At 42.6% G+C, this 25,037-nt stretch carries 6 protein-coding genes; 4 read left to right on the forward strand and 2 right to left on the reverse strand.

Annotated features, from left to right (window positions below; genetic code table 11):
- Positions 1-8 precede the first annotated feature (8 nt).
- Entirely contained in the window at positions 9-2,384 is a 2,376-nt protein-coding gene (gene pbpC / locus J4N46_RS08625) for a penicillin-binding protein 1C (RefSeq protein WP_208058964.1), read from the reverse strand.
- Positions 2,381-3,049 (reverse strand): hypothetical protein, encoded by a 669-nt coding sequence (locus J4N46_RS08630; RefSeq protein ID WP_009414839.1) that lies wholly within the window; start codon positions 3,047-3,049, stop codon positions 2,381-2,383. Before J4N46_RS08630 ends, pbpC begins: the two co-directional genes overlap by 4 nt.
- Positions 3,050-3,648: 599 nt before the next feature.
- Between J4N46_RS08630 and J4N46_RS08635 the strand changes: the two genes are divergently transcribed.
- The 4 genes from J4N46_RS08635 (at position 3,649) to J4N46_RS08650 (ending at position 24,829) form a co-directional block, all read left to right on the forward strand.
- Positions 3,649-4,758 (forward strand): efflux RND transporter periplasmic adaptor subunit, encoded by a 1,110-nt coding sequence (locus J4N46_RS08635; RefSeq protein ID WP_208058965.1) that lies wholly within the window; start codon positions 3,649-3,651, stop codon positions 4,756-4,758.
- A gap of 35 nt (positions 4,759-4,793) precedes the next feature.
- Positions 4,794-6,188, forward strand: a complete 1,395-nt coding sequence (locus J4N46_RS08640) for an efflux transporter outer membrane subunit (protein ID WP_208058966.1) — start codon at positions 4,794-4,796, stop codon at positions 6,186-6,188.
- Between the two features lie 38 nt (positions 6,189-6,226).
- Complete coding sequence (locus J4N46_RS08645; protein WP_208058967.1) at positions 6,227-9,385, forward strand: efflux RND transporter permease subunit; 3,159 nt, start codon at positions 6,227-6,229, stop codon at positions 9,383-9,385.
- Positions 9,386-9,874: 489 nt separating this feature from the next.
- Positions 9,875-24,829, forward strand: coding sequence for a T9SS type B sorting domain-containing protein (locus tag J4N46_RS08650; protein ID WP_208058968.1), 14,955 nt, complete (start codon positions 9,875-9,877; stop codon positions 24,827-24,829).
- The last annotated feature ends 208 nt before the right edge of the window (positions 24,830-25,037 follow it).

Here is a 25,037-nt window from a genome sequence, read left to right on the forward strand (position 1 = left end):
ATTAGTGTTTAGTGACTTTGTACTAAAATTTCTATTACTTTTTCGTCACCTGCTTCGTTGATGATGCGCAACCAGTGTTTGCCTTTGTTAGCATATACGTTCATTTCGTGGAAGGTGTCGGTAGTGCCCAGATGCTGATTGTCTAAATACCAAAATACCTTACCACTGCGGTTTGCTGCTTTGGCAACAAAAGGCTGTAGTTTGCCTCCGAAATCTTTAGTAGTATAGATAATACTTTGGTGTTTGGGATAGATAAATGCCAATCCTTTTTGGGTAGTACCTTCGGTACAATCGGGGCGGAAAGGCGGCAGGCTGCGGTAGTGCATATGTTGTTGTTTGTAGTACCATTCCATTACAGGGGGAAGTACAAACCACGCTTTGCTGTGCATCTCTTGCACCGATTGGCAATTAGCATTTACCTGATAGTTTTCGGAGGGGTCTAAATGTACTATTTTGTGATAGGGACATTGCCCTATTTCTTTAGGAGCAAGCGTACTGAAGATTGTTTTTTGGGGGCATTCGGGTTTGGCTAAAAATCCGGAGTCTTCGCATACTGTTACTTTGCGCAAGTCGTCTAACGGCGCTGTAAACCAAGTTGTGGAAGGCAATGCGCTAAATATGCGGAACATTACAGGGGCTGCATAGCTTGCGCCTGTGAGGGTAGGGCGTCCTTCGCCGGTAGCATTACCCACCCATACCGCTACTACATATTCGGGGGTAGCACCTATTGCCCAAGCGTCTTTATTACCAAAGCTGGTGCCTGTTTTCCAAGCGACTTTTCGTGCCGATTCGTAATACCGCCACGCCACATCATCGGTAGGGCGATTCACTTCTTTCATAGCATTGAACATTTCATACACAGCCCCTGCGCGCAATGTTGGGAGCTCGTTAGTAGCCTTTCCAAAATCTATAGATTCGCTTTCGTTTAGATAACGCAAAGGCTGAAATTCTTGGCTGCGGTAGTGCTGTTGGTGTGCAAAAACTTCGTTTAGTGAAGCGAGATTGGTATAAGCTTGTGCCAAATCCCACAAATTACTTTCAGCCCCTCCTAAGATGATAGAAAGCCCATAGTGGTCGGGGTGCTTATTGATGTTGCGCAAGCGCAATTGTTGTAGCACATCGTAAAAACGATACGTAGTAAACTGCTTTAGCAACCATACAAAAGGGATGTTTAGCGATTTAGCCAAAGCGCTATTAGCAGGCACAGCCCCTTCAAAACTATTGCTAAAATTCTGTGGTGAATAGCCGGCTATTTGTGTAGGAACATCGGGGATGAGCTGTGTGGGTAGCAGTTCCCCTTCGTGTAGCATTGCGGCATACAACAGCGGTTTGAGTACACTACCTGTACTGCGCGGAGCGTGAATAATATCTACATCTTTTTGGTGATCGCTATCAGTAGGCGTATTGCCCACATAAGCTAATACCTTGCGCGTTTTTACCTCTACCACCAAAGCCGCCATATTGTAGATTTCACTTTGAGAATAATGAGTGTAAAAACCACTTACGATATTGTTTACCTTTTCTTGCAAATGGCTGTTGATAGTAGTGCTAAGGCGTTGTCCCTGATGGGTTTTGCCTGCATAAGTAAGCAAGTGAGGGGTAATTTGTGGCACAGGATGGGGTTCGGTGGGTAAGGGCTCTAAAAGTGCTAAATCGTAAGTATCTTGGTCGATGATGTTTTTCAAGCGCAATTTTTGTAGTAAGGCATTGCGTTTTTTCAGTAAGCGTTCTTGGTTTTTGCCAGGGAAGATGAGGCTAGGGGCATTGGGCAATACTGCTAAGGTAGCTGCTTGCGCCCACGACAGCTGATGAGGAGCCACCCCAAAATAACGCCACGAAGCCATTGGTAATCCTACCACATTCCCCCCATAGGGAGCGTGCGATGCATAGAAGCGAAGAATACTTTCTTTACTGTATTTAAACTCTAGGCGTGTAGCCCATATCATTTCTATAATCTTTTCAAAATAAGTGCGTTCTTGGTGTTCGCGAGCGATACGCACCACTTGCTGGGTGAGCGTACTCGCTCCGCGTTTTATTCTTCCACTACCTATATTGCTCCATAGGGCTTTCCCTACCGAGATAGGGTTTACCCCCCAATGGTAGTAAAAATAAGCATCTTCAAACTCTAATACCGACATTTTGAAGCGGTAAGGCACACTATCGATTTGGGGGAAACGCCATTGCCCATCGTTGGCTATCTTGGCTGCCAAGAGCTTACCATCGCTACTCTCTAACACGGTACTATAAGGTTGCGGAAAAAGCTCGGAAGGTAAGAGGAAGATATACCACACCAATAGCACCCCACTTATAGCCGAAATAATGGGGTGCTGTTTTATTTTTCGTTTGCAGAAACTCAGGAAGGTAGTAAATAGTTTTTTACTCATTCATTTTTTACAATTACAAACTGCGCCTTAGAACCCGTAGCCAAAGCCCAATTGTTGTGAGCAATTACCCTGTTTTGCTCATCGATTACTTGAAATTCGGCGGTATTGGGTCCGGCTTCGCCTTGGTTGAGTGCTAAAAACTCTATTTTGTTAAACCCAGGTTTGAGTTTTATCACAAATCCCCGAAAAGTATTTGTAAGAAACACATCGCGTACTTGTTCTTCGTCATTTACAAATACACTGATACGATCGCCGTCTACATCAGCATAGTCGCGACAATACACAGTGATAGCGTTTCCATTGTTGACAAAATCCCCAAAAAATTGGTCGCCTTTGGGCACTTGGGCATCTTCTCTTTTATGGTCGTTCAGTTCGGTATAGTTGGGTTTGAATTCTATTTTTCGGTGCACCAAATTGCTTTTACCTGTAAAATCAATGGATTTTTCAGTTTGTTTCATAAACTGATTTTCAGGTTGTTGTGGTTGTTTTAGCAATGTAAAGGGATTGTTGGGAGCTTTTAGTTGTAGTGTAGGGGGTAGGGCAGGCAATTCGGGTGCGTTTTCTTGAGGTGCAATTGCAGGAATTTGTTTTTTCTGCGTTTCAAAAGGTTGTGCTGCCACTTGCAGGCAGAAGAGCGATATAAGTATGAGAATGTATTTTGTCATTAGGCGTTAGGGTTTAGTTTTTTGGAATGATTATAGCTATTTGCTAAATCTTAAAAATAGTCTTGCAAAAACTTTGCCAAAGGTGTTTATTCTTCGCTGGGAAGAATTATGAATTATGAATTTTGAATTGGGCACAAGCTGCAAGCTTGCGCCAGCGGGGGGTAAAGCAGAACCTACAAGCTCACACTCCCAGCGAACCTTGAGCGAACCTTGAGCGAAGGATGAGCGAAGGAAAGTCGGCGAGCTGGCACAGCCGAGTATGTGACGAAGGCTGAACAACTTTGTCAAACTCTGAAAGTTTGCCAAAGTGTGTGGCGCAATTGGGGGTGGTGTATGAACTTTGTGAATTGGGCACAAGCTGCAAGCTTGCGCCAGCAGGGCGAAACTACTTTAACAAAAGATTAACCATTTGTAATTGTTATCTATAATTTTTTTTTGAGTAATTTTGCCTGCAAAAAAAATTGTTTTTCTGACTCATCAAAAAAAACAGTTTTCTGACTCATCAAAATCGATTTTCTAACTAATGATGCCTATTGGGATTGAATTCATATGTGATGGGCTCTTGATTTATATTAATGACTAACGACTAAATAATTTTTATGAATAAAACATTTTTATTAGCAGCTACAATGCTATTAGTAAGTTGCCACAACACTCCGAAACAGCAAGGTAATAATCCGCAGCAGCCGCCTCAATATCCTGTAATTACGGTAAAAGAACGCAATACGGTATCTACTCTTTCTTATCCTGTGAGTATAGAAGGTGTAGTGAATAGTCCGGTGCAGGCTAAAGTATCGGGGTATATAACTAAAGTGCTGGTAGATGAAGGACAAGCGGTAACACAAGGGCAAGCGATGTTTCAGCTAGAAACTCAAACGCTTAATCAATCGGCACAATCGGCAAAAGCGGCTGTAGATGCTGCCCAAGTGGAGGTAAACAAGCTGTTGCCATTGGTAGAGCAAAATATCGTTAGCAAAGTGCAACTGGATACAGCTAAAGCTAATTTGCTGCGCGCTCAGGCTGCCTACAACGAGGTTGTAAGCAATATTGATTTTGCTGTAGTGAAAGCTCCCGTAAGTGGGGTGGTAGGTGCTATTAACTTCCGCGAAGGTGCTTTGGTAACGGCTAACAATACGGTACTTACTACCGTTTCGGATGTAAAAGATGTATATGCTTACTTTTCGATGAACGAAAAAGAGTATTTAAACTTTTTGGCTTCAGCTAAAGGAGCTAACATTACCGAAAAGCTAAAAAATTTGCCCGAAGTAAGTCTTGTAATGGCAAACGGGCAAGAATACTCTGAAAAAGGTAAAATACAAGCTGTAACAGGACAAATAGATGCTACCACAGGTAGTATACAATTCCGCGCTACTTTTCCTAACCCTAATAGATTGCTTACTAATGGTAATAGTGGTATTGTGAAAATACCGCAATACTTCAACAACCAATTGGTAATACCTGAAGTAGCTACTTTTGAACAACAAGGAAAAGTATACGCTTATAAAGTAGTAGCGGATAGCATTGTGCGTACTATCATCACTCTAAAAGACCGCGCTAATAACTATGCTGTAGTAAATAGTGGTTTGGCTACTGGGGATGTCATATTAGTACAAGGGCTCAACTCTCTGCGCCAAGGTAGTAAACTTACGCCTAAACAAGTGGATATGGATAGTCTTGTAAAAGCTATACATCCTATATTTAGGGAATAGAGGGGAATTAGCAAATTAGAGAATTAGCAAATTAAATGATACACAATATAAAAAGGATAACGGTGGTGGCTGCAATGGTGGTGTTGGTTGCTGCTTGTGGGGCTCGGCAAACGTATGAGCCGCCAAAAATAGAAGAAAAACTTTTCCGCACGGATAATGTTCCTGCGGATAGCTTGAGTACAGCGAATGTGTCGTGGCGCGATATCTTTACCGATGCTACTTTGCAAGCTCATATAAACAAGGCTTTGAACAACAACCTTGATGTGCGGGTGGCTTTACAAAACGTAAAATCGGCAAAAGTGTATTTGGCACAAAGCAAACACTCTTTTTACCCTGTACTATCAGTAGGTGCAGATTATACGCGTAGCACTAACTCTATCAATGCGACAGGAGGGGTGGGCAATCGCTCTTATAACAACTTATGGGACATTACAGCGAACGCTTCGTGGGAAGCTGATATTTGGGGAAAACTATCTGCTGAAAAACGAGCTACTTATGCTTCATACCTCGCTACTGCTGAAGCTCAAAAGGCTGTGCAATCGGAAGTGGTGGCTACACTGGCTACTGCTTACTACCAACTGCTGATGCTGGACGAACAAAAAAAGGTACTCGAACAAACAATTGCCTTTAGAGAAAAGAGTTTGGCTACCACTAAACTGCTTAAAGATGCTGGTTCGGCTACTGAAGTAGCTGCCAAACAAATGGAGGCTTTGGTATACAATGCACAAGCTCAGCTTATCAGCATCAACAATAGTATATGGGCTTTGGAAAATACTATTAGTGTGCTTTTGGGCGAAGCTCCTCACGCTATTGAGCGCACTACCCTTGCTGAGCAGCAATTTCCTACTGATTTTAAAGAGGGCTACGAAGCTAAACTATTGCAAAATCGTCCTGATGTGGCACGTGCAGAACTGAATTTGCGCAATGCTTTTGAACTTACTAATGCTGCTCGTGCGGCTTTCTACCCAACGCTTACCCTTAGTGCTCGCGGCGGACTTAGTAGCACTGATTTGGAAACTTGGTTTTCACCCAAATCGCTCTTTGCTAGCTTAGTAGCTGGATTGGCACAACCTATCTTGAACCGCCGACAAATACGCACCCAATACGAGGTGCAAAAAATAGCACAAGAAACGGCTTTGCTGAACTTCAAAAAAACATTGCTATCGGCAGGGAAAGAGGTTGCTGATGCTATGCACCAATTTTCATCGCAAACTGACTATATCGCCTTGAAAACACAAGAGATGAAAGCTTACCAACAGGCTACAGATTATTCGCAAAAGCTGTTTGATAGCGGTATGATTAATTATTTAGAAATTATCACTGCCGAAGTGAATCGCCTTAATGCTGAACTGAGTGTTGCTGAAGCGCAATTTACTCGTATGCAGTATGGCATTACTTTGTATAAAGCCCTTGGAGGAGGGTGGAGATAATTTTGAATTTTGAATTGAGAATTTTGAATTGAGAATTTATGATAAAAAACTTTATAAACAGACCGGTGCTATCAACAGTTATCTCTATACTGATAGTGATTTTGGGACTATTGGGGATAAACTCGCTTCCGGTGTCGCAATACCCTGATATTGCACCTGTAACGGTATCGGTAAACGCTAACTACGGGGGAGCTAATGCCGAAACGGTACTAAAATCGGTAGTGATACCTTTGGAAGAGCAAATCAATGGGGTGGAAAATATGGACTATATCACCTCATCGGCATCTAATAATGGCTCGGCTAATATTACGGTTTACTTTAAAAACGGTACTAATGCTGACAATGCAGCGGTATTGGTGCAAAACCGCGTATCGTATGCGAATGCTATCCTTCCTGCCGAAGTGAAACAAGCGGGGGTAACAGTAGAAAAACGAGAGGCTGGGCAGCTGATGTTCCTTACTTTCTTTTCTGAAAATCCTGAATACAACGAAACTTACTTAGAGAACTACTTAAATATCAATATTATTCCTGCTCTTAAACGTATTTCGGGGGTGGGCGATGCTGATGAATTTGGTGGTAAAAACTACTCTATGCGGATATGGCTTGACCCTCAGAAACTACAAGCCTATAAACTGAATCCTACCGAAATAACGGCTGCCATCTCGGCAGAGAGCTTGGAAGCTGCGGCGGGTACGCTGGGGCAAAATAGCGGTAGTGCTTACGAATACACTATTAAATATAAAGGGAAATACAACAAGGTAGAAGAATACGAGAATATCGTAATTAAAGCCCTTGACGGGGGGCGTGTGCTTCGCCTTAAAGATGTGGCTGAGGTGGAGCTTGATGCATTTAACTACACAAGTTTTTCGGAAAGCAAAGGGCGTGTGGCTATAGCAATGGGTATTTCGCAAACCCCTGGTGCTAATGCTCACGCTGTGGTGCAGAATATAGAAAAGTACCTTAAATCTATAGAAAAAGAATTGCCTGAGGGGGTTACTTATTCTATCAACTTTAATGTGAATACCTTTTTGAATGCGGCTATTTCTAAGGTAGTTTCTACACTTTTAGAGGCTTTTCTTTTGGTGTTCTTGGTGGTATTTTTATTTTTACAAGATTTTCGCTCTACGCTTATTCCGGCAATTGCGGTGCCTGTATCTATCGTGGGTACCTTCTTCTTCCTCAACCTTTTTGGTTACTCTATCAATATGCTTACGCTCTTTGCCTTAGTACTTGCCATAGGTATTGTGGTGGATGATGCCATAGTGGTGGTTGAGGCGGTGCACGCCAAAATGGAACATACTCACGAAAAAGCTAAACCTGCTACTATTTCGGCAATGAACGAAATTACAGGGGCTATTATTTCTATTACCCTCGTAATGGCAGCGGTGTTTGTGCCTGTAACTTTTATTGAAGGAACTACAGGGGTGTTCTACAAACAATTTGGGGTTACGCTTATTATTGCGATTGTTATTTCGGCAATAAACGCGCTTACCCTTAGCCCTGTGCTTTGCTCGCTTTTCTTGAAGCCTCACGGTGATAAGGCGTACGAAGAAAAGTCGTGGTTGGGTAAATTTTTCTACAAGTTTAACGTAGCTTTTAATGCTGCTACGCTTAAGTACGGACAAACTTTTACTTTCTTCTTGCGCCATAAATGGGTAACCTTAGTGCTTTTTGCTATTGCAGGGGGGGGGATTTACTTTGCTAACAAAAATATGCAAACGGGCTTTGTACCCAATGAAGACCAAGGCTTTGTGCTAATGGACTTATCTATGATTCCTGGTGCCTCTATGGAACGGGTAGCAAATGAGATGCGCCAAGTGAGTAATGAACTGAACGATATTGAAGGGGTTGAGAACTTTACTTTTGTGGTAGGGCGCGGTATGCTATCGGGAGCGGGTAGCAATAATGGTATGGGCTTTTTTAAACTTAAACCTTTTGAAGAGCGCGCCAAAGATCCTCAGCAAAGTATAGGGGCTATCATACAAAAGGCTTTTGTGGTAGCATCTAAGGTAAAAGATGCTCAAATAGTGTTTTTCCAACCGCCGGCAGTATCGGGCTTTGGTATGGGAGCTGGGGTGTCGTTTAACCTACTGAACAAATCAGGGGCTGATGTAACTGAAATTAATAAAACGGCACAAGAGTTTATGGGAGCGCTTGATGCGCGTCCTGAAGTGAAGTACTCTAAAACGTCATTCAATACGGACTACCCTCAGTATCAGTTGGATATAAACGTAGAGCGCGCTATGCAGTCGGGGGTATCGGTGAGCACCGTACTCTCTACCTTGCAAAATTATATAGGGGGATATTACGCTACTGACTTTACTCTCTACGGGAAACAATATAGGGTAATGGTGCAAACGCTTCCTGAAGCTCGTAAAAATGTGAATAGCCTCAGCGGTATGTTTGTGCGTACTGCTAATGGTGAAATGGCGCCTCTTTCGGAATACGTGAGTTTGAAGCGCGTGTTTGGTCCTCAGGCTATTAGTCGTTATAACCTTTATACTTCGGTGGATATTTCGGCTGCTAACAACGAAGGTTATAGTACTGGTGATGTGGTGAAAGCGGTGCAAGAAGTTGCAGCCCAAACGCTAAACGCTAACTACGGCATTGACTTTACTGGGCTTACTCGTGAGGAACAAAATGCGGGTTCGCAAACTCTCCTTATTTTTATACTCAGTTTGGTGTTTACGTACTTTATCCTTTCGGCACAATACGAAAGTTACTTATTGCCGCTATCGGTACTGATGTCGTTGCCTTTTGGTATTTTTGGGGCGTATTTTGGTCAGTGGTTGTTTGGATTGGAAAACAATATTTACTTCCAAATTTCGCTGATAATGCTCATTGGTCTTTTGGCAAAGAATGCTATTTTGATAGTAGAATTTGCGGTGCAACGCAGGCGAATGGGTGAAAGTCTCTCTAAAGCGGCGATAAATGCGGCAATGGCGCGTTTGCGTCCTATCTTGATGACTTCTTTTGCGTTTATCGTTGGTTTGTTGCCGCTGGTGTTTGCTACGGGTGTGGGAGCTGCTGGTAACCGCTCGGTAGCTACGGGGGCAGCAGTGGGTCAGCTGATAGGTACTTTCTTTGGTTTGATAGTGATACCTGTGCTTTTTGTGATTTTCCAAGACTTACAAGAGCGTATTTCGGGGAAACCTAAAAAAGATGAGATATTTGCGACTCCTACGGAGGAATTTTAATTGTGAATTTTGAATTGTGAATTTTGAATTTTGAATTGGGCACAAGCTGCAAGCCGGGTAGGGGCGATTGGCAAATCGCCCTCACAAAATGCGCCACACACTTTGGCAAACTTTCAGAGTTTGCCAAAGTTTTTTTTAATCCTCACCCCCATGAATTATGAATTGGGCACAAGCTGCAAGCTTGCGCCAGCGGACGAACCTTGAGCGAAGCTTGAGCGAAGGATGAGCGAAGGATGAGCGAAGGAAAGTCAGCGAGCTGGCGCAGCTGAGTATGTGACGAAGGAGAATTTTGAATTGGGCACAAGCTGCAAGCTTGCGCCAGCGGGGCAGTTGTGCTGTGTAAAGAGAATTTTGAATTGGCAGAAAAAAAGTGTGAAAATATTTGGCTGATTGAAAAAATGTTACTACCTTTGTGGCTTGAAATAAATTGTTTTATTTACGACTGAATATATTATTAAAATTCTAACAAACCAGATGAATTATCTAACGATGAAAAGGAATTTACTTACAGTAATACTCTTGATTATAAGCACTTTAGGGGCTATGGAGTATGCGGTAGGACAAACGTTGCCTAAGGCGAGTATATTGCGCCAAGTGGGCTGTGGAACAGGAACTGATGCTGGTAAAGCAGAGGTGATTGTGACTGTAGACCAAGATAATACGAGTAATTATACGTATAATTTTGGTAATGGTTATAGCTCAAGTAATAGGGCTTGGCTTGACCCAGGTACTCGCACTATAGCTGTGCGCCGTAATGATAACAAACAATATAGTGTTACTATTACAATTCCTGGCAGAACAGCTACTCCTACTATTACGCCTGCAATTACTTACAATTGTAATGGTACTACTGCCGATGTACGCCTAATAAACGACCAAGGTACTTATAACTATACTTATGTATATAACGGACAACCCCAAAGTAACCCTTATTTTAGGAATCTTACAGTGGGACAACAACATACTATAACGGTAAAATATACTCCTGCTCCTTCAGCAGTAAATAAAACAATTGTATTTTACGATGATTTTGGGGTGAAAGATGCTAATAGTCCTCAAAAATCTGTAAGTAGCCCTTATGTAAATAAAGGGGTGTACTTTGACCCTCTTGATGGTACAGGTATACAAACACGTCCTATAGACAACGCTACACGAAGCTATAACTTGACGGTAGACTCTTCGTATGCTATTGCTACGACTGCAGACATTTCATTTTTGAATAGTGCTTATTGGTGGTATGTGTGTAACGACAAGGATGGCAATCCTAATGGTCGTTTTTTGTGGTATAATGCGAATATTACCGATGCTGAAAACGCTACCTTCAAGAAGAACGTGGCGTACAAGCGCCAAGCTACTATACAACCCGGTAAGCCTGTACAATTTACAGCCTATGTATATAACCCTGTAAAAAATACAGTACCACAAGACCAACGTGTACAAGCTCAGTTACAGATATTTAGGACTGAAACTGATGCGATGAACAATACTAACCCTATTTATACTACTAGCAATATTATTCCTCATATGTTATCTAAAAACAATCAAACAGGTAATGATTGGATAGCATTAGAAACTATAGCAAATACACTTCCTACTGATACTTCTCTTTGGTTTGTAGTGCGTTTTGATGCGCCTGGAACTACAGGGAATGATATAGCGATTGATAATATTTCGGTTACCCAACCTGCAGATACTTGTGAAACTTCTATGGATATAGCTGTGAATGTAAGCAGCAATACCAATACTTTTTCTACTACAGTAAGTTATGCTACTTGTAATGCTACTACGGGTATAGTAACCGTAAATGCTTCGGATACTACTAATTACGATTATACTTATAGTTTAGATGGGCAAGTAGCTCAAACTAATAAGGTGTTTAATGGGGTAGCAGTAGGGGTACATACAATAACAGTAAATGCTACACCTAAAGGAGCTAAAATACTCTTTAAAGAAGATTTTGGTTCAGGAGACCCTTATAGATTACCTGAAACAGTGGTTCCTAAACCTTTTGTGTGTCGTGATCAACTATTTGGATATCCTGCTGATATTCCTGCTGAAGGGCATTACCAAGTTGCTAACCACGATAACCTTACTCCAATGACAGGGTGGGGGTGGAAACCTGTAAAAAGTCACGGTGATAATAGCAATACAGGACGCTTTTTAGCATTTAACTATGGGGCTAATGCTAATAGAACATTTTACCAGCAAGATATAAATATAGAGCCTAACAAGCCTGTTACTTTACAATATTATGTACTGAATATAGATGCATATGCGCTGCCTAATATTAGTACAGTATTTATAGATAAAGCTACAAACCTTCCTATAGCAGGCTCTTCAAAAACTTCAGGAGTATTGCCAGGTCGTACTAATCCTGCATATAGCCCAAGTGATTGGTATTTGGTAACACATACTTTTAACCCTGGTAATGCTACTACTATTCAATTACAATTTACTGATTTGATTAATAGTGAAGCTTCTAACGACTTTGCGATAGATGATATTCTTGTTACACAAGCCTATGAGGCTTGTACAGTAACGCTTACAACTACTGTAACTACGCCGGTGTCTCGTGCGTTTGCGGGGGTTACGAAGTTGATAGGTTGTGGTACAGGACTAAATGCTAATAAGGCTGAAGTGCAAGTTACGAATATAGAAGGAGGAACAGCTCCTTATGAATACCAATTTGGTACGGGCGCTAGTTGGGTTACTACTAATACGGGCTGGCTAGATGCGGGTACGCATACGGTTTCGGTACGCAATGCGGGTACTGCGGGCTGTGTATATAGTATGAGCGTAACCGTACCAGCAGCTTTGGCAGTACCTGTGATAAAAACAGAGGTGTTCTACGATTGCGATGGTAAACCTACGCTACAAGTAGGAGTACAAAACCCTATAGAAGAGCTTACTTATCTTTATAAATTGGATAATGGTGCCTTTACAACTACTTATATATTTACCGATATTAGTACAGGTACGCACGAAGTGAGTGTGAAGTATAGCTATCGTGAGATTTCTTCACCTTATATTCTGATGAAAGAAGATTTTGGCAAAGGAGACCCAACCTCTAATAGTTGGGTAGATACAAACTACTTTACTTTCAAAGATCCTCGTACAGCGGGAATTATTCAAGCTGAATATACAGTAGCCGCTTATAAAGATTTTATTGCACCTACAGCTTATGCAGCTCTTAGAGCACCTTATTGGCCTGGAGCACCAGCTTCTTATTGGAGAGAGCCTCTTAAAGGTACTACTACAGGAGGTAATGATGACCGTTATTTGTATGCTGATATGTCACAAGCTACTTATAACAAGATATTTTTGGAAAAAGAAGTAACTATTGACCCCAATAGCCCAATAGAGTTTAGTTTCCAATTGGCAAGCTGTGATGGGAATGGTATTTATTCAGGCAGAGAGTTGTCTCACCCTAATATGCAGATTAAGATTGTAGATGCTGCTAATCCAGCTACTCAGATAGCAGCGATTTCTTCAGGATCTATTCCACACGATGGTCAGTGGCATCTTATCTCATCAAGAAATTTGGGAACACTGAATCCTAATGGAGTTTCGCATATTAAGATTCAGTTTATAAATCTTGAGCAAGATGATTTTGGTAATGATATTGCTATTGATGATATTACAGTATGGCAAGCTCCAGTTGCTTGTGGGCAAGTGGTTTCTAGCACTCTTAACGTTACAGATAAGCCTGCAGGAGCTACTTTTACGGCGGCTCAATTGGGTTGTGCTAATACTAATGGTACGATAGTTATAACAGCTTCACCTACTACGGGGTATATTTATACTTATACATTACAAGGTGGTACGGCTACTAGTGTAAATACTTTTAGGAATTTATCATTTGGTACGCATACCTTTACTATAAACTATGCGCCTATAACCAATACGCTTGTATTGTTAAATGAAGATTTTGGTGAGGGTACCGATGCTGTGAAGAGTTTTTATGCAGGTAAGAATTTATACTTTAACACAAATAAACCGGGGACTTATATTGCTTATAATGCAAATGGGCAGTCACGTGCTCATACACTTTCGTTAGAAGAATATGAATATACGATAGCACATCAGTTAATTGATAATAATGGTAATTGGAATGTTCCTATAGATAGGAGTGGCAATGCTAATGGTAGGAAACTATTTGTGAATCCTACTACTATGACGCAACAAGACTTGTACTTGCGACAAGTAAGCGTATTGCCTAACAAATCGTTGAAGTTTTCGGCACAATTCTTCAATTTGCTAAAAAATGCAGGAACAGAACCTATTGTACAATTGGCTGTTTACGATAAAGAAGGAGGTAACCTAATTAGCCAGACATCGCCATATGCTGTGCCACATTCAACAAATGGTAATGATTGGTATCAACAATTGTTGACACTTACAGATAGCCAAGTAGGAGCTCGCACTTCGTTGTATGTAGTGGTTAGAATGTTGAGCACTATACCAGGAGGACACGACTTGGCGATAGATGATATTTTGGTAACACAAAATTTAGCGACTTGTTCGGCTACCATTACAGCGACAGTGTCTTCGGGGGTAACGCGTGCGTTTGCGGGGGTTACGAAGCTAATAGGTTGTGGTACAGGACTAAATGCTAATAAGGCTGAAGTGCAAGTTACCAATATAGAAGGAGGAACAGCTCCTTATGAATACCAATTTGGTACGGGCGCTAGTTGGGTAGCGAGCAATACGGGCTGGCTTGATGTGGGTACGCATACGGTTTCGGTACGCAATGCAGGTAGCATAGGCTGTGTATATAGTATGAGCGTGAATGTACCAGCAGCTTTGGCAGCACCTGTGATAAAAACAGAGGTGTTCTACGGCTGCGATGGTAAACCTACACTACAAGTAGGCGTACAAAGCCCTGTAAACGAACTTACTTATCTTTATAAATTAGATAACGGCGCCTTTACAACTACTAGTGTTTTTGCAAATGTTAGTAGCGGTACACACCAAGTGAGTGTGAAATATGAATATAGAGATACGCCTTCGCCTATGGTATTATGGCGTGAAGATTTTGGTACAGGCGATCCTGCTCCTAATTCTTCAGTGAATGCGACTGATTTTACTTATAAAGACCCAAGAGTAGATAATCTTTGGGCAGTAGGACGCTATACAGTAGCAGGGTATAAAGATTTGATAGCACCAACACCTTTTGGTACTTCACGTATGCCTTTCTATCATCCTACTACAGCACCTAATGCTATTTTTAGAGAACCTCCCAAAGGAACAACTACAGGAGCTCCTGATGACAGAATTCTATATGTAGATATGGCATCTGCTTATATAGGAAAAGTATTTATGGAAAAAGAGGTGGATATACACCCAACTAATCCTATAGAATTTGGTTATCAAATACAAAATGCGAATGGGCCTAATGCTTTGCCAAGAAAATTGGAAGAGCCTAATATGCAAATCAAGATAGTAGATGCTAATAATCCATCGAATGTATTGAGAACTATCAGCTCAGGAAAAATACCTAATGATGGACAATGGCATTTGGTATCATCTAGAGAATTAGGAGCTATTAATCCTAATGGAGTGAGCCGTGTAAAAATACAATTTGTAAACATAGAGCCTGATGATTGGGGGAATGATTTTTATTTAGATGATATTACTGTGTATCAAGCTCCAGTTGCTTGTGGGCAAGTAGTATCTATAACACAAAATATTACTGATAATCCTGTAGGGGTAGCTAGTTTTACGGCGGCTCAATTGGGTTGTGGTGGTATTGATGGTACGGTAGTGGTAACGGCTTCGCCTACTACGGGTTATGTTTATACTTATACATTACAAGGTGGTGGTACGGCTACTAGTGTAAATACTTTTGCTAATTTGTCATTTGGTACGCATACCTTTACTATAAACTATGCACCTGTAACCAATACGCTTGTATTGCTAAACGAAGATTTTGGTGAAGGTACTGATGCTGTGAAGAGTCCTTATGTAGGTAAGAACTTGTATTTCAATGAGAATACACTTTCTGCTTATACGGCTTATAATGGTAATAAGCAAAGTATGAATCACCCTGCTAATACTTATCTTATGGAAGGTGAGTATACTATAGCAAGCAATATGGTGAGACTTAGCGGTGATTGGACAGTGCCAACAGACCGCTCAGGAAAAGCAAATGGTAGGAAACTATTTATAGATGGTATTGTAAGTGTTCCTGAACAAGAGATATACACACGTGAAGTAAGTATAGCACCGAATTTGCCACTTACTTTTACTACTGATTTTTATAATTTAGTACATAATGCGTCAGTACCTTCGGTTAATAATCCGAGGGTGAATATAGCGCTTTACGAGAGTGAAGCATCGTATAAGAACGGCAGTGTCCCATTGGCACAATCGGCTATAGAAGAATTGTTGTCGGTAGGTAATCAGTGGAAAACGCATACTCTTACTCTTACAGCAGGTGATGTAGGGACACGTACCCGAATATATGCAGTAGTGAAGATGCATAATGTGATAAATTCTGGTCACGATTTGACGATTGATAATATTCGCATTACGCAGTCTATAGGTTGTGAAGCTACCGTTACGGCAACTGTACTACCTGGGGTAACGCGAGCTTTTGCAGGAGTTACTCAATTGATAGGTTGTGGCACTGAAGAGAATGCTGATAAGGCACAAGTGCGAGTATCAAACGTTGAAGGAGGAACAGCTCCTTATGAATATCAATTTGGTGTAGGGGAAGCTTGGGTAACTACCAACACAATGTGGTTGGAAGCGGGTACTTATACCGTATCGGTACGTAGCAATGGCGGTGTAGGCTGTGTGTTTAGTACTAAAGTGGTAGTTCCTGAAAAATTGGGTACGCCTACGGTTACTACTCAGGTGCAGTACGATTGCGAAGGTAAAGGTATACTTACCGTAGGGATAGAAAATCCTGACCCAGCATTGCGCTATTGGTTTAGCCTGAACGGCGAAGCTTATACTACTACCTATATATTTACGGGCTTGACCAGCGGTACACAATACCTGAGTGTAAAATACGATTATATCACTCCGCCACAATCGGTATTGTTGTTTAAAGATGATTTTGGCAACGGAGCTCCTACGGCACTGCCGGGTCCTGCAAGTGATTATAGTTTGACCTTTGGAAATTTCCCTAATTTACCTTCAGGTTATTATCAAGTTGTAAGTCAGGCAGATGCACCTACCTATTGGGCAATATTAACGCCTTTTGGTAGTTGTGCGATGGGTAATCCATCGGGTGTAGATAAACGTTGGGTATCGGTATACGACCATACTTCAAGAGGTACAGATGCTACTGGACGTTTCTATATGTCGGACTTTAGAGGTAACCAAACAGATGGAGATTTGTTCTACAAGCGCGAAGTGAGCGTGTTACCAGGTTCGGATATTAGTTATGAGTTCTATGCAATGAACTTGTTCCGTGGAGATAGTACAGAATCACCTTTTGTGCCAGGGCAACACGCTTTGAAACCTAATGTGGTGGTACGCTTGGTAGCCCCTAATGGTACCGTAGTAACCAGCACAACTACAGGTGAGATGCCATATTCGGTTTGTGCTACTAACGTGGAAGCGAACTTAAACAACTGGCGCAAATACGAAGGCAAGCTAAATGTGGGTACTTATACGAAATTGACTGTAGAAATTAGGTCGGTGGGTAGTGCGTCACACGCTTGGGGTAATGATATGGCGATAGATGACATTACGGTGCTTATGACACCTAAGTCGTGCGGGCAATACCACAATGTAGATACAGATGTGATTGCTACGGATCGTGTAGTGCCACAATTTACGGTGAGCAGGACGATAGACTGTGCTACAGGCAAAGGCGGTTTTGTAGTAACTCCTACTCTTACCACAGGCTATACATATACATATACTTTGGGTAGTACTACTGTTACGGGTACTATAGCTACCTTTACAGGGCTAAGCTTTAGTGATACTACGCATACAATAACAGTTCAGTACCAAAGTGTTAGCAAAACAGTAACCGTACTAAAAGAAGATTTTGGTGCAGGTGTAGAAGCAGTGAAGAATGCGTATGTAGGCAAAGACTTGTATTTCAACAATAATACAACAGGAGCTTATACAGCATATAATGCAAAAGGACAATCGCGAGCACACGTGGCTGGAGCAATGCTTGCAGTAGATGAATATACAGTAGTTAATGCATTGAGTTTGCATACCCCAGATTGGCGTAGTCCTTCGGATAAATCGGGTGATGCGAATGGTAGAAAGCTTTATGTAGATGGTTCGGCATCAGCGATTAAGCAAGATATATATACGCGTAAGCTATCGGTACGTCCTAATACAGCACTTACCTTTACAGCTGATTTTTACAACTTGGTACAAGCAGATTTGGTAGCACCAGCTAATAATACGGCAGCTAACTATCCACAAGTACAATTGCAGTTATACGAAAGTGAAACGGCTTATAATGCGCCAGGAGCTACACCCATACATTCAGATAATATATATGCTGTAACACCAGCTACAAGTTTGAATGATTGGCGTACGAGGTCAATAACACTTACTGATACTCAGGTAGGAGGTAGAACAGAGTTTTACGCTGTAGTACGTATGCATAATGTAATAAATGCAGGACACGACTTGGTAGTGGATAACATTATAGTTACACAAGAATTACCAGCGTGTGTGGTAACGCTTACGGCTACACTTACTAACGAGGGCTTGCGTACGCCTACCCTAAGTGTACCCGCTGATATAGATATTTTATGTGTATCGGCAACTGCTACAACTGCAGTGGCTAACTGGATAGCACAAGCTACGGCTACAGATACTAACTGCGATGTAGCGGCAACCGTAACAGCTACTTACACCTATACAGGTAGCTTATGCAATGCAGGTAGTGTAACAGTAACCTTTACAGCAACAGGTACTTTTGGTAATATTACTACTAAAACGGCAGTAATAAACTTTATAAAAACTCCTCTTGTTGTTACCCCAACGGTATTGCAAGTGCCCGATAACACTACGGGCGGCACTACCAGCAGTGTAATACCTAATATCACTTTGGGAGGGGTAACCAGCCCAAGTGTAAATTCGGTAACGATAACCTTTAGTGGTTTGCCATCGGGGGTAACCAGCACAACCGGAGGACGCTTGGTAGTAGCGCCTAATACGCCAGCGGGGGTACATAGCATTAGCTATATGGTGTGTGAAGTTGCTAACAGCAATAACTGCAAGACAGTAACGGCAACCCTTATCATAGGAGCGGCAACGCCTACAGTGGGTGCTAATACGTTTACTGCTACAACCAATACCCGTACAGTAATACCAGGGGTAATAGGTAATATACTTACGGGAGCTACCGTAGGTACACGTACTGCGACCGCAGGTGTGGGCGGTAATGTAAGTATTACGCTTACCCATACGCCTACAACGCCTAATGCGCCACAAATAGACCCAGCGACAGGTAGTGTAACGGTAAGTAGTAATACGCCAGCAGGAGTATATACTATAGGTTATCAGCTATGCAGCTCGCCTATTCATTGCCAAGCAGCTGTGGCTACGATTACAGTACCACAAATAAAACCTTATATACCTGCAGCTACGATTACCCATAGTGGTACAGCGACCACTACACGTAGTATATTTGTGGGCGGACACGTAAATGGAGGAACACAATCGCCAACAGTAGGTACGGGAGGTTCGGTAAGTATAGGTAATATAGTGAATCCGACACCTGCAACACCAGGGGCATCAGTACCCTATCTTACTCCTACTACAGGGGTGATAACTGTACCACCGACAACGCCTAATGGAGTGTATACTATCAGCTACCAAGTATGTACTACTGCTACGCCAACAAGTTGTGTAACAGGTACTACAACTATAACCGTAGCGAATGTAACGCCAACAGTAACCGCTGACAACTTTACGGCTAATACCAATACACGTACTACAGTACCAGGTGTTATAGGAAATGTATTGACCAATGACCGCGTAGGTAGTCGTTCGGCAACAGCAGGCACAGGAGGAAATGTTACTATCAATATCACTCATACGCCAACTACGCCAAATGCACCGGTATTAAATCCATCGACAGGTAGTGTAACGGTGAGTGGTAATACCCCAGCAGGAGTATACACTATTAGTTACGAAGTGTGCAATGGTTCGGCTTGTACGCCTACCAATGTGGTAGTAACTGTACCACAATTGCAACCTAATGTACCGAATGTGACCATTACCCATAGCGGTACAGCAACCACTACAAGGAATATATTGGACGGTGCTACAGTGAACGGCGGCAGTCAGTCGGCAACTGTAACGGGTGCTAACCCAACAGTACAAATTACGGTAACATCGACCCCGACAGGTTCAGTAGTACCAAGATTAGACCCATCAACAGGAATAGTACGAGTACCACCTGCAACGCCTGATGGAGTTTATACTATTAGTTATAGCATTTGTACCACTGCAACACCAACAAGCTGTGTAAGCAGAACAACAACTATAATAGTAGGTAATGTAACACCAACAGTTACTCCAGATGATGTAACAGCGAGTGTAACAACTAACAGCGTAGTACCAGGCACTATAGGTAACATCTTGACCAATGATACTATAGGCGGTGCTTCGGTAACAACCAATGAAGTAACCATACGCGTAACTCATACACCGACTACGCCAAATGCGCCGGTATTGAATCCAGCGACAGGTAGTGTAACGGTGAGTGGAAATACGCCAGCAGGAGTATACACTATTAGTTACGAAGTGTGCAATGGTGCTAACTGCGCTACAGGTACTGTAACGGTAACTGTACCACAATTGTTGCCAAATGTTCCGAATGTGAGCATCACCCATAGCGGTACAGCAACCACTACAAGAAATGTATTGGACGGCGGTACGGTGAACGGCGGCAGTCAGTCGGCAACTGTAACGGGCGCTAACCCAACGGTACAAATTACGGTAACATCAAGTCCGACAGGTTCAGTAGTACCACGATTAGACCCATCGACAGGAATAGTAACGGTACCACCTGCAACGCCTAACGGAGTATATACTATTAGTTATAGCGTTTGTACAACAGCAACGCCAACAAGCTGTGTAAGCAGAACAACGGTAATAACTGTGGGCAATAGTAGTGCGACAACAACAACGCCAACAGTTACTCCAGATGATGTAACAGCGAGTGTAACAACAAGCGGCGTAGTACCAGGTACTATAGGTAATATATTGACTAATGACCGCGTAGGTACTGGTTCGGCAACTGCAGGCACGGGAGGAAATGTAACTATTAGAGTTACTCATACGCCGACTACGCCAAATGCGCCGGTATTGCATCCAGCGACAGGTAGTGTAACGGTGAGTGGTAATACGCCAGCAGGAGTATACACTATTGGTTACGAAGTGTGCAATGGTGCTAACTGCGCTACAGGTACTGTAACGGTAACTGTACCACAATTGTTGCCAAATGTTCCGAATGTGAGCATCACCCATAGCGGTACAGCAACCACTACAAGAAATGTATTGGACGGCGCTACGGTGAACGGCGGCAGTCAGTCGGCAACTGTAACGGGTGCTAACCCAACGGTACAAATTACGGTAACATCAAGTCCGACAGGTTCGGTAGTACCAAGATTAGATCCATCGACAGGAATAGTAACGGTACCACCTACAACGCCTAATGGAGTGTATACTATTAGTTATAGCGTTTGTACGACTGCAACGCCAACAAGCTGTGTAAGCAGAACAACGGTAATAACTGTGGGCAATAGTAGTGCAACAACAACAACGCCAACAGTTACTCCAGATGATGTAACAGCGAGTGTAACAACTAACAGCGTAGTACCAGGCACTATAGGTAATATATTGACTAACGACCGCGTAGGTACAGGTTCGGCAACTGCAGGCACGGGAGGAAATGTAACTATTAGAGTTACTCATACACCGACTACGCCAAATGCGCCGGTATTAAATCCAGCGACAGGTAGTGTAACGGTGAGTGGTAATACCCCAGCAGGAGTATACACTATTGGTTACGAAGTGTGCAATGGTGCTAACTGCGCTACAGGTACTGTAACGGTAACTGTACCACAATTGCAACCTAATGTACCGAATGTGACCATTACCCATAGCGGTACAGCAACCACTACAAGAAATGTATTGGACGGTGCTACAGTGAACGGCGGCAGTCAGTCGGCAACTGTAACGGGGGCTAACCCAACGGTACAAATTACGGTAACATCAAGTCCGACAGGTTCAGTAGTACCACGATTAGACCCATCAACAGGAATAGTAACGGTACCACCGACAACACCTAATGGAGTGTATACTATTAGTTACAATATTTGTACCACTGCAACGCCAACAAGCTGTGTAAGCAGAACAACAACGATAATAGTAGGTAATGTAACGCCAACAGTTACTCCAGATGATGTAACAGCGAGTGTAACAACAAACAGCGTAGTACCAGGCACTATAGGTAACATCTTGACTAATGATACTATAGGCGGTGCTTCGGTAACAACCAATGAAGTAACGATACGCGTAACTCATACGCCGACTACGCCAAATGCACCGGTATTGAATCCAGCGACAGGTAGTGTAACGGTGAGTGGAAATACGCCAGCAGGAGTATACACTATTAGTTACGAAGTGTGCAATGGTGCTAACTGCGCTACAGGTACTGTAACGGTAACTGTACCACAATTGTTGCCAAATGTTCCGAATGTGAGCATCACCCATAGCGGTACAGCAACCACTACAAGAAATGTATTGGACGGTGCTACAGTGAATGGCGGCAGTCAGTCGGCAACTGTAACGGGTGCTAACCCAACAGTACAAATTACAGTAACATCGACCCCGACAGGTTCGGTAGTACCAAGATTAGACCCATCGACAGGAATAGTAACGGTACCACCTACAACGCCTAACGGAGTGTATACTATTAGTTACAATATTTGTACAACAGCAACGCCAACAAGCTGTGTAAGCAGAACAACGGTAATAACTGTGGGCAATAGCAGTGCGACAACAACAACGCCAACAGTTACTCCAGATGATGTAACAGCGAGTGTAACAACTAACAGCGTAGTACCAGGCACTATAGGTAATATATTGACTAACGACCGCGTAGGTACAGGTTCGGCAACTGCAGGCACGGGAGGAAATGTAACGATACGTGTAACTCATACACCGACTACGCCAAATGCACCGGTATTGCATCCAGCGACAGGTAGTGTAACGGTGAGTGGAAATACGCCAGCAGGAGTATACACTATTAGTTACGAAGTGTGCAATGGTGCTAACTGCGCTACAGGTACTGTAACGGTAACTGTACCACAATTGTTGCCAAATGTTCCGAATGTGAGCATCACCCATAGCGGTACAGCAACCACTACAAGAAATGTATTGGACGGCGGTACGGTGAATGGCGGCAGTCAGTCGGCAACTGTAACGGGCGCTAACCCAACGGTACAAATTACGGTAACATCAAGTCCGACAGGTTCAGTAGTACCAAGATTAGACCCATCGACAGGAATAGTAACGGTACCACCGACAACGCCTAATGGAGTTTATACTATTAGTTACAATATTTGTACGACTGCAACGCCAACAAGCTGTGTAAGCAGAACAACAACGATAATAGTAGGTGATGTAACACCAACAATTACTTCGGATGATGTAGCAGCGAGTGTAACAACAAGCGGCGTAGTATCAGGTACTATAGGTAATATCTTGACCAATGACAACATAGGAGGAGCTTCGGTAACAACCAATGAAGTAACGATACACGTAACTCATACGCCAACCACGCCAAATGCGCCGGTATTAAATCCATCGACAGGTAGTGTAACGGTGAGTGGTAATACGCCAGCGGGAGTATACACTATTGGTTACGAAGTGTGCAATGGTGCTAAGTGCGCTACAGGTACTGTAACGGTAACTGTACCACAATTGTTGCCAAATGTTCCAACGGTGAGCATCACCCATAGCGGTACAGCAACCACTACAAGGAATGTATTGGACGGCGGTACGGTGAATGGCGGCAGTCAGTCGGCAACTGTAACGGGTGCTAACCCAACGGTACAAATTACGGTAACATCGACCCCAACAGGTTCGGTAGTGCCAAGATTAGACCCATCAACAGGAATAGTAACGGTACCACCTACAACGCCTAATGGAGTATATACTATTAGTTACAATATTTGTACAACAGCAACGCCAACAAGCTGTGTAAGCAGAACAACAACGATAATAGTAGGTGATGTAACACCGACTATTGTAATCACACCAGATAGTTTTGTGGTATCGAGTACAAGTACGCGCACTACCCCAAGTGTATTTGATAATGACCGCATAGTAGATGCTAACGGCAACACTCATAGTGTAACCAGCAGTACGGTAACTATCAGTACGCAAACGGTAACAACAAATGCAAGTGGTAATACGGTAACGCCAACAATCAACCCTGATGGTACGATAACTATACCAGAAGGCTTGAGACCTGGTAACTATACAATTACTTACCAATTGTGTACAACTACAACGCCAACGACTTGTGCTAATGGTACGGTAACCTTTACGGTAGTACCTACACAGCCAACGGTGATTGTTAACCCAGATAGCTTTGTAGTTACAGGTACGGGTACTCGTACAACCCCAAGTGTATTTGATAACGACCATATATTGCACCCTAACGGTAGCACTACTGCAGTAAATAGTAGTACGGTGACTATCAGTACTCAAAGTGTAACAACGAATGCAAGTGGTAATACAGTAACGCCTACTATCAACCCTGATGGTACGATAACAATACCAGAAGGTTTGAGACCTGGTAACTATACAATTACTTACCAATTGTGTACAACGGCTTCGCCAAGTACTTGTACAACAGGTGAAGTGAATTTTGAAGTGCCTGATAACGAAGTGCCTGACGCACATACGATAACGGCTACTACCTTTATCAATACTCCTGTAGAGATAAAAGTAACCGATAAGCCAGCAACTCACGTGAATGTAATTACACCTCCTGCCAATGGTATAGCTACCAACAACGGAGACGGTACAATTACTTATGAGCCAAACAACGGCTTTGTGGGCACTGATGAATTTGAATATACACTATGCACCGCAGGTGGCTGTAGCACAGCAACTGTACGCATCACTGTTACAGCAGATTTGATAATCTATAACGGGGTGTCATTGAACGGTTCGGCATTGAATAATCACTTCCATATAGGAGGTATAGAGGCTTATCCAAATAATACGGTACGCATCTATAACCGTTGGGGAGCAGAAGTATTTAGTGCAGAGGGTTATGACAACTTGACGAAGGTATTTAACGGAAGATCGAATGCACGAGCTACTATGGACGCGGGCGACCACTTGCCACAAGGTACTTATTACTACATCATAGAATACTACGATGCAGCTAATGAGAGACATAAAGAAGTGGGCTGGTTGTATTTGAAAAAATAATTAATGTTTAATGAAGAAAAACTTTGGCAAGGCTTGGGGCTTTGCCAAAGTTTTTTTATGAATTTTGAATTGTGAATTCTGAATTTTGAATTGGTGGGAGTGCGAGCCGCACAGGCAGATTTTTGGGATAGGTGAGATAGGTGAGAGAATTTTGAATTGTGAATTCTGAATTGGCAAATTGTTTAAAAAAAATAATTATTAATCATTG

It is taken from the genome of Capnocytophaga bilenii, from assembly GCF_017565765.1.
Lineage (GTDB): Bacteria > Bacteroidota > Bacteroidia > Flavobacteriales > Flavobacteriaceae > Capnocytophaga > Capnocytophaga bilenii.